Here is a 7,437-nt window from a genome sequence, read left to right on the forward strand (position 1 = left end):
GTCAGCCATAAGCTTGTGCTTGAGCGGCGGGTCGTTATGCTAGGCCGCAAACCGGATAAGGAGCGAATTGTGAAAGCGTGGATCATGTTGATGCTGGCCCTGTCTCTGCCTGTGGCAGCGATGGCCGAAGAAGCCAAAGAAGGTGAAGCCCCGAAGGTCAACTACATCACCCTGAGCCCGCCGTTCGTGGGCAACTATGGGTTGGATGGCACGCCGAAGCTCAAGGTCTACAAGGCCGATGTGGCGCTACGGGTGACTGGTGACGAGGCGACCAAGGCGGTGAAGGCCAATGAGCCGTTGATCCGCAATCAGCTGGTGGCGTTGTTTGCCCAGCAGACCACTGAAACCATGAACAACGTCGAAGCCAAGGAAAAGCTGCGTCAGGAAGCCTTGAAGCAGACCCAGCAAGTGATGAACGACGAAACCGGCAAGCCGGTGGTTGAGGATCTGTTGTTCAACAACCTCATTATCCAGTAAGGCTTTTGTTGTCTGGGGCGGCCCCTTCGCGGGCTTGCCTGCGAAGGGCGACTCGGCCCTTCAGGACGCTAGGCTTTTGCGAAACCGCAGCAGTGCAATGGTAAAGAACAGCAGGCCGATGGCGCTCAATGCCAGCAAGTCCGGCCAGACCACGCCAATGCCGGCGTCGCGAAACAGTATCGCGGCGCTGAGGCTGACGAAGTGCGTCGATGGCGAGCCCTGCATCACCCATTGCAGCCATTGCGGCATGCTGTCGAGGGGCGTACTGCCCCCGGAAAGCAGCAACATCGGGATAATCACCGGAATCGCCAACAAGCCGAACTGCGGTGTCGAGCGGGCGAGGGTCGCGAGGAATATCCCCAGCGCCGTGCTGGCGAACAGATAAACCGCCGTTACCAGCAAGAAAAAGCTCATGGAGCCAGCCAGCGGCACGCCAAGGGCGCCTTTGACAATGACTTCCAGCGACACCCAGGTGCACAGCACCACCACCAGCATGTTGCTCCAGACTTTCGCCAGCATGATTTCCAGTGCCGTCAGCGGCAGCACCAGCAAATGGTCGAGAGTGCCGTGTTCGCGTTCACGCAGCAGCGCCGTGCCCGTCAGGATGATGGCCAGGATCGTGATGTTGTTGACGATCTGAATCACCGCCAGGAACCAGCCACCCTCCAGATTGGTATTGAACAGCGCTCGTGTTGTCAGCCGCACGGGTGTCTGGCTCGCCGCATCGCCCTGGCCACTGTAGGTCAACAGCTCGCGCTGGAAAATCCTCCCGATATAGCCTGCCCCCATGAACGCCTGGCTCATGGCCGTGGCGTCGACGTTAACCTGCACCGCCGGCTGGTGGCCGCCCAGCAGATCGGCCTGAAAATTGGCTGGAACATTGATCACGAAGGTGTACCGCCCGTTGTCCAGCACCTCGTCCAGTTGACCATAAGGCAGCGGCACCGGTGGTTGAAATTCCGGCGGCCGCAGAATCTGGGCCAGTTGGCGTGACATGGGGCTGTGATCTTCATCGACCATGGCCACACTGGCGTTGTGCACACCGATCACTGAGCCCGCGGCCGGCATGTAGATCGCCACTGTAAAGGCGTAAAACAGGAACAGCAGCAACACACTGTCATGTCGCAGGCTGGTGAGTTCCTTGAGGCCAAGACGCAGGATGTGCGCGAGCTTATGCATCAGACCTCCTGCTTTTTCAGCATGGCCAGGCTGAGCCCGGTGAACCCGAGAAAGAACCCGAACAGCGCCAGGCATTGTGGCCACAACTGCCGGATATCCAGCGCCTTGGTAAAGGTGCCGACAGCGATATCGAGAAAATAGCCTGCCGGAAACAGCATCCCCATGACCGCGGCGGCGCCATCAAGGGACGACCGTGGCACGATCAGACCGGAAAACTGGATGGTCGGCAGGCTGGTGATGATCATGGTGCCGAGAATGGCGGCGATCTGGGTTCGGGTGAACGCCGAAATCAACAGGCCCATGCTGGTGGTCGCCAGCACGTAGAGCAACCCGCCGAAGGCCAGGGTCAATGCGCTGCCCTTGAAAGGGACGCCGAACAGCCAGCGGTTCATGGCTGTCAGCACGGCGAGATTGATCAGACTGACGGCCAGATACGGCACCTGCTTACCTAACAGAAACTCCAGGCGGGTCAGCGGTGTGGCGTAGAAGTTGGTGATCGAGCCCAGTTCCTTCTCCCGCACAATGCCCAGCGCAGTCAGCATGGCCGGGATAAACGCCAGGATCAGCGCCATCACTCCAGGGCCGATGGCGTTGACGCTGACGACATCCTGGTTGTAGCGGAAACGGGTTTCCAGTTTGGCTGGCGCTTGCCGGGATGGTGCGGGACTGGACTGATCCGCCAGTTGCTCCAGGTTGGCCTGGTGTACCGCTTCCACATAGTTGCGGCTGGTTTCAGCGCGAAACGGCATACCGCCGTCGAGCCAGGCCGCCACCGTAGGCTGGCGACCGGCGAACAGATCCCGACCGAATCCGGGGGGAATCTCCAGCGCCAGTTTGATTTCCGAGCGTTGCAGTCGTCGATGCAACTGCGCCGGATCGCTTATCGGGGGTTGTTCGTCGAAGTAACGGGAGCCGCGGAAGGCCTCCAGATAAGCCCGGCTTTGCGGGGTCTGGTCCTGGTCGTAGACCGCGAAGGCGAGTTTCTCCACGTCCAGGGAAATGCCATAGCCGAAAATCACCATCATGAGCATCGCCCCGAGCAGAGCGAAGGCCAGGCGTACTCTATCGCGCAGCAGTTCCTTGCCTTCACGGCTCGCCAATGCCCGCAGTCGCCCAAAGCTGAAGCGACGGTCTTTCATTGATGGGGTGGGTGCGAGCGTTGTGTCGATGGGCGTTGGTGGCGCCTCTGTCGCGCCCGGGCTCTGGGCCTGTTCCAGGCAGGTGACGAACGCGGCCTCAAGTGTCTGGCCGTTGAACTGCTGTTGCAGTGCTGCCGGGGTGTCGCAGGCCAAAACCTTGCCTGCGTGCATCAATGAGATGCGGTCGCAACGCTGGGCTTCGTTCATGAAATGGGTGGACAGGAAGATTGTCACGTCCTGTTCACGGGACAGTTCGATCAGCAGTCGCCAGAAATCGTCCCGCGCCGCCGGGTCGACGCCGGAGGTAGGTTCGTCGAGGATCAGCACTTCCGGGCGATGCAGCACCGCCACCGCCAGGGATAATCGTTGACGCAGACCCAGCGGCAATGCACCGGACGGCTGATGGGCGACGCTGGTTAGGCTGAAGCGCTGGATCAGTTCGTCGATGCGCTGAGTGCTGTCGGCCTGGGGCAGATCGAACAGTCGCGCGTGCAGGTCCAGGTTCTGCCGGACACTGAGTTCGCCATAGAGCGAGAAGCTCTGAGACATGAAGCCGACGCGCTTGCGGGTGGCCAGATCCTTGGCGTTCACTGGGTTGCCCAGCAGCATGGCACTGCCTTCGCTGGCCGGAATCAGTCCGGTAAGCACTTTCATGGTGGTGGTTTTGCCGCAGCCGTTGGAGCCCAGAAACCCGAAGATCTCGCCGCGGCCGATGGCGAAGCTGACTTTATCCACAGCGGTGAAATCRCCGAAGCGCAGGGTCAGGTCATGGGCTTGGATAGCGATGTCGGCCGTAGCATTGGTTCGGGGAGGGATCACTAGCGGCTGGTTGTCGTGGCCGGTGTCACCCTGAAAGTGGGTGAAGGCTTCATCGAGCTTGCCGCTGGGGGTTACCGCCGCCAGATCGCGGCTCAAACCGGCGGCGATCAGCTTGCCGTCATCGAGCATCAGGCAGTGTTCGAACTGTTCGGCCTCTTCCATGTACGCGGTGGCGACCAGTAGCGTCAGTTGCGGGCGTTGGCGCCGAACATCATCGATCAACTCCCAGAAATGCCGTCGGGACAAAGGGTCGACGCCAGTGGTCGGCTCATCGAGGATCAACAAATCCGGCTCATGGATCAGTGCGCAACAGAGTCCGAGCTTCTGTTTCATTCCGCCCGACAGCTTGCCGGCCGGGCGTTCGGCAAATCGCAGTAGATCGGTGGCCAGCAGCAGGCTGTGCATGCGCTGATCGCTTTCGGCCGCGGACAGCCCGAACAGCGTGGCGAAGAAGTGAATGTTCTCGCGGATCGACAGATCAGGGTACAGGTTGCCGCCCAGACCTTGAGGCATGAACGCGATGCGCGAGTAGAGGCTGTTGCGGTGGCGCCGGTCCTGGATCGAGCCACCGAGCACTTCCAGTTGGCCCTCCTGTAGCGTCTTCACGCCGGCGATCAATCCCAGCAGGCTGGATTTGCCGGCGCCATCCGGGCCAATCAACCCACACCGGGTACCAGTGGGCAGACTGAGCGTGATGTCGGTCAGTGCATGCCGTTCGCCATAGCGGTGCTGAAGGCGAGTGGCATGCAGTGCCAGGCCGGTCATTGAAGATTGGCCGGCCAGTCAATGGGAGCGGTGCGCACGTAACCATTGCCGGGCATCCCCGGTTTGGCCTGGGGCACGGCGCTGGGACGGGTCAGGCGTAGCTTGACCCGAAATACCAGTTTCTGACGTTCGTCGCGAGTCTCGACTTCTTTGGGTGTGAACTGCGATTTGGCCGCCACGAAGCTGATTTTTGCCGGCAGTGGCTGGTCGGGCAGGGCGTCCAGCAGGATCCGCGCTTCATCGCCGACCGCCAGGCGTCCGGCGACGGAGGCTGCAAGGTAGAGGTTCATGTATTGGTCATTCGGGTCAATCAGCAGCAACACTCGCCCTCCGGCGCCGAGCACTTCCCCGGGTTCGGCCATGCGAAGCTGAATTATCCCGTCGATGGGGGCTCGCAAACTGCTGTCGTCGATTTCACTGTTTAACTGAGCCACTTGCGCCTGTGCAGCGCCAATGGCTGCGCCGACGGCGGACACCTGTGCGCGGGCCGCCGTAACAGCTGCGTTGGCGGTGTCGAAGCGTGACTGCTGTTGGTCGATGATCTGGCCGCTGGCGAAACCGCGATTGAACAATGCCTGGGAGCGCTTGAGCTCTTGCTGGGCAAGCAGTTGCTCGCTCTGGCGCAGTTTCACATTGGCCTGGGCCGCGGAAAGATTTTCCCGGGCGCGTATCACTTCGGCTTCAGCCTGGTTGCGCTGTGCTTCGAGGGTACGGGTGTCCATGCGGGCCAACAGTTGCCCCTGGGTTACCTTGTCGCCTTCGTCCACCAGCACTTCAGCCAATCGACCGGGTGTTTTGCTGGCGATCTGCACTTCAGTGGCTTCAAGTCGACCATTGCCGACAGACAACCCTTGGGGCAGTCGGTTAACGGTCGACCGCCAATAACCAAACCCTCCGGCGGCCAGCAATACAGCCCCCAGCAAAAAAACGAAGAAAAGCGAAGAGCGGCTGTGCGTCGACATGTCTGCATCCTGCGTCTATTGCGTCCCAGTCTGACAGGAAAGTGCTAGGGCGACTTGATGTCAGTCAACTGAGGGGTAAGCCTGACCGTTTGGCAAGGTAAGCCAGAGTCACAGGCTGTAGCGCAGTATTTAGCGCAGATTAAGCACCACTGCCCATTGCTCGGCTGTCACCGGCATTACCGACAGGCGCGAGCCTTTCTGCACCAGTGGCATCTCGGCGAGTGCCGTTTGCTGCTTCAGATAATCGAGTTTAAGCACCTTGGAAAACGTCTCGACGTGAGCGACATCGATCGCGCTCCAGGCGTTTTTCTCGGCAGTGGCCTTCGGATCGAAGTAATGACTCTCGGGCTCCAGCGCCGTCGGGTCCGGATACGCCGCCTCGACGATCTTTCCGACTCCGGCAATCCCTGGCTCAGGGCAGCTGGAGTGATAGAAGAAAAACTCGTCGCCGACTGCCATGGCCCGTAAAAAATTGCGCGCCTGGTAGTTGCGAACCCCGTCCCAGCGCGCTCGCCCAAGCTTCTCCAGGTCTTTGATGGAGAGTTCGTCGGGCTCGGATTTCATCAGCCAATAAGCCATGGTTTTGCTCCTTGCGAGGTGGGTGGACAAGTGGTCAGGCAATTTTATGACAAACCGACAGTCGGTTGACGCCAGCGTTTGCGTGTCGGTTCACGTTGTCGCAAAATGCCGGCCTTCTTAGCTTGACGCTGCTGCACGGCCTACAAACGGAAACCGCTGCTGTCATCGTGTTGATGTGCCTTGAGGGGGGCAATCGATGAAACGCAAACCGGATTTATTATGGATATTGGTTATTTTGTTCGGTTTGGGCGTCGTGACCACCGGCTACGCCCAAAGCCTGTGGGCCAACAAGACCGATGCTCCCGTCGAGATCGCGCAGCAACAGCCGTCGGCCTTCAAGCGCTGAGCCCGTCTTTTGGACGCCGCTGATATCAGTGGCGTCTAGTCCGCGAAATACCACGCCTTGTCAGTGACCGTGCCCTGCAACGGCACATCCCAGCTCGCCTGAGCCAATCGTTGAACCTTCTGACATTCATGGGCCAAGCCCAGCAGCGTCGGCTTGTGCCAGCTTTTTCGGCGCGCCAGGTACGCCAGGCTTCGGTCGTAGAAGCCGCCGCCCATACCCAGGCGTCCGCCGACATCGTCAAACCCCACCAGCGGCAGCAACACCAGATCCAGCGCCCAGACCTTGCGTTGCCGGGCGATATTGGCCCGTGGTTCTGGAATACGGAAACGGTTGGGTTTGAGTTTTTCACCGGGACGAATCCGCTGGAACACCATTTTGGTTCGCGGCCAGGCGCTGAGTACCGGCAGGTACGTCGCCTTGCCCCGACGTTGCGCGGCACGCATCAACAGGCGCGGGTCGATTTCACCGTCGGTGGGCAGGTACAGGGAGATGTGTTTTGCGCGGCGGAACAGTGGGTGCTGGGCCAATTGCTTATACAGCCCGCGAGCGGCCTCGCGCTGCTGACTGGGGGTCAGTGCGCGGCGGGCCTTGCGCAGCATGCGTCGAAGTTGCGGTCGGGGCAGCAGCGCAGGTTCGGTCATGGATTCAGGCTTCAGAAGTGCGAGTACTAAAAGCGTACCCGTAAACATGCCGATGCCGGTATGAAAACCGGCATCGGATTGAAATCAGGCTCCCCGGATGAACCGCTGCTGACTTAGCCCTTGAACCCGAAAGTTCAAGGTGGAAGATGCAGTAGGCTTTAAGGCTTTCCGTCTAGCGGACATGCACACCAGCCCAACGTGCAACCTCCAGGGTAGTGCGAATCGGCTCAGGGACGTGGTCAACTGGCAAGCACCCCAGGGAGTGATGCGAGTATAACTCAAGCGGCCTGGCGAATCAGCCCTTGGTGACATCCGGATCGGTCGACAGCGCCAGGTCGACGCGGTCCAGCAGGTCGCGAACCTGTTCGCGGGTCGAACCGCTGGCCTGCACATCCGGACGTTCTTCCTTGTGCAGAAGGTCGTGCGTGATGTTCAGCGCAGCCATCACGGCAATGCGGTCGGCGCCGATGACTTTGCCGCTGCTACGGATTTCGCGCATCTTGCCGTCCAGGTAGCGGGCGGCGCTGATC

At 60.4% G+C, this 7,437-nt stretch carries 8 protein-coding genes and 1 other RNA gene; 2 read left to right on the forward strand and 7 right to left on the reverse strand.

The genetic code is table 11. From position 1 onward, the window contains the following. The first annotated feature begins 69 nt into the window (after window positions 1–69). Window positions 70–477 carry a flagellar basal body-associated protein FliL gene (locus tag AC1DLB_RS15845; protein WP_019580533.1) on the forward strand — a complete coding sequence of 136 codons (408 nt, stop codon included), beginning with the start codon at window positions 70–72 and terminating at the stop codon, window positions 475–477. Window positions 478–537: 60 nt separating this feature from the next. Here the strand turns inward: AC1DLB_RS15845 and AC1DLB_RS15850 are convergent, their stop codons facing one another. The 4 genes from AC1DLB_RS15850 to AC1DLB_RS15865 all read right to left on the reverse strand — a co-directional run bounded on the left by AC1DLB_RS15850 (window position 538) and on the right by AC1DLB_RS15865 (window position 5,920). After that, window positions 538–1,656, reverse strand: a complete 1,119-nt coding sequence (locus tag AC1DLB_RS15850; RefSeq protein ID WP_018927578.1) for an ABC transporter permease — start codon at window positions 1,654–1,656, stop codon at window positions 538–540. Further along, window positions 1,656–4,379 carry a ribosome-associated ATPase/putative transporter RbbA gene (gene rbbA, locus AC1DLB_RS15855; RefSeq protein ID WP_477743601.1) on the reverse strand — a complete coding sequence of 908 codons (2,724 nt, stop codon included), beginning with the start codon at window positions 4,377–4,379 and terminating at the stop codon, window positions 1,656–1,658. Before rbbA ends, AC1DLB_RS15850 begins: the two co-directional genes overlap by 1 nt. After that, the gene (locus tag AC1DLB_RS15860; protein WP_019580536.1) at window positions 4,376–5,341 is read right to left on the reverse strand and encodes an HlyD family secretion protein; all 966 of its coding nucleotides are present in this window, start codon (window positions 5,339–5,341) and stop codon (window positions 4,376–4,378) included. Before AC1DLB_RS15860 ends, rbbA begins: the two co-directional genes overlap by 4 nt. A gap of 129 nt (window positions 5,342–5,470) precedes the next feature. Beyond that, window positions 5,471–5,920 (reverse strand): EVE domain-containing protein, encoded by a 450-nt coding sequence (locus AC1DLB_RS15865; protein WP_064621039.1) that lies wholly within the window; start codon window positions 5,918–5,920, stop codon window positions 5,471–5,473. 196 nt (window positions 5,921–6,116) lie between these two features. Here AC1DLB_RS15865 and AC1DLB_RS15870 point away from each other — a divergent pair, with 196 nt between their 5' ends. Next, complete coding sequence (locus AC1DLB_RS15870; RefSeq protein WP_007899400.1) at window positions 6,117–6,266, forward strand: hypothetical protein; 150 nt, start codon at window positions 6,117–6,119, stop codon at window positions 6,264–6,266. Window positions 6,267–6,301: 35 nt separating this feature from the next. Here AC1DLB_RS15870 and AC1DLB_RS15875 read toward each other — a convergent pair whose 3' ends face one another. The 3 genes from AC1DLB_RS15875 to AC1DLB_RS15885 all read right to left on the reverse strand — a co-directional run. Continuing rightward, window positions 6,302–6,907, reverse strand: a complete 606-nt coding sequence (locus AC1DLB_RS15875; RefSeq protein WP_018927583.1) for a 5-formyltetrahydrofolate cyclo-ligase — start codon at window positions 6,905–6,907, stop codon at window positions 6,302–6,304. A gap of 86 nt (window positions 6,908–6,993) precedes the next feature. Continuing rightward, window positions 6,994–7,172, reverse strand: a non-coding RNA gene (gene ssrS / locus AC1DLB_RS15880) — 6S RNA. Window positions 7,173–7,202: 30 nt separating this feature from the next. Beyond that, window positions 7,203–7,437: cell division protein ZapA (locus AC1DLB_RS15885; RefSeq protein ID WP_477785258.1), on the reverse strand; the 235-nt coding region annotated here is incomplete at its 5' end.

It is taken from the genome of Pseudomonas sp. 05N434 (genome assembly GCF_056396965.1).